General features: G+C 64.8%; 1 protein-coding gene. It reads right to left on the bottom strand.

Features of this window, described 5'->3' with window-relative positions; genetic code table 11:
* Window positions 1-22: 22 nt before the first annotated feature.
* Window positions 23-1,012 (bottom strand): IS110 family RNA-guided transposase, encoded by a 990-nt coding sequence (locus tag DFR39_RS19730; RefSeq protein ID WP_133605553.1) that lies wholly within the window; start codon window positions 1,010-1,012, stop codon window positions 23-25.
* Window positions 1,013-1,136 lie beyond the last annotated feature (124 nt).

The following is a 1,136-nucleotide window of genomic DNA, read 5'->3' as shown; positions in this document are numbered from 1 at the left end:
GGGTTAGCAACTGTCTTCGAAGTCAAGCCGTTGGCCCCGAAGCAAGGTGCTTGGCTGCGTTCCATACTGCCTGGTCGCGCAGCATCGCATTGAGGATGGTCAGCAGCTTGCGCATGCACGCGACGATGGCCACCTTCTTGGGCTTACCCGCGGCCAGCAAGCGCTCGTAGAACGCCTTGATCACCGCGTTGTGCCGCATCGCCACGATCGCAGCCATGTAGACGATGGCCCTGACTTCGGATCGCCCACCCCAGGTTCTGCGTTTGCCGCTGCGCCCGCCCGAGTCGTCTGACAGCGGCGCCACACCCACCAGCTTGGCGATCTGCCGACGTCCCAGCTGCCCCAACTCCGGCAGTGCCGCCGTCAGCGTCAGGATCGTCACCGGCCCGACCCCTTTGACGCTGTCGAGCAACTGGCGCTGCAGCTTGAAGTGCTGGTCCATGTGGTCGTCGATGTGCGCATCAATCGCCGCGATCTGCTTGTCTAGCAGCTTGAGCACGCTGGCTATGCTGCGCCTGGCCTGAGCTCCGGCGTGTTCCAACCGGTTGTGCTCGGCCACCCGCATGTCCACCAGCTGCCGCCGCCGCGTCATCAGCTCTGCCAGCAACTGCCGGGCCGGCTCCACCATCGGTGTGATGTACTTGCGCCGGTCCGCATGCCGCGCCAGCACTGCTGCGAAGTCCCGCAGCACCCGTGCGTCGACCTGGTCGGTCTTGGCCAGCACGCCCATGGCCTTGGCGAAATCACGGGCCTGCCGTGGATTGACGCGCGCCACGCACAGCGCTGCACTTTGCAGCGCGCAGACGAGCCCGCGCTCGTAGCCTCCGGTAGCCTCCACCACGACCAAGTCCACCTTCGCAGACTGCAGCAGCGCTGTCAGCGCGCCCCATCCTTGGCTGTCGTTGGGCACACGCTGCTCCGTCGTGCCCACACACAGGTCCAGATGGGTCTTGCTGACATCGATGCCGGCACAGGCCCCTTCCACGCTCGCTACCCCACCTTGCTGATGCATGTTCATGATCGACAACTGTTCGGGCTACACGGTTGATGAAAAAGGCCCGGCGCGTTGACCTTGGGCTAACCCGCGAGCTGCATGCTCATAGGCATATCGGGTTTGGCGCACCGGCCGCGAAGAC

This window comes from Roseateles asaccharophilus (assembly GCF_004362405.1).
Taxonomy (GTDB): domain Bacteria; phylum Pseudomonadota; class Gammaproteobacteria; order Burkholderiales; family Burkholderiaceae_C; genus Kinneretia; species Kinneretia asaccharophila.
The sequence above is the reverse complement of the archived record's forward strand: the minus strand, read 5'-3'. Positions and strand labels throughout refer to the sequence as shown.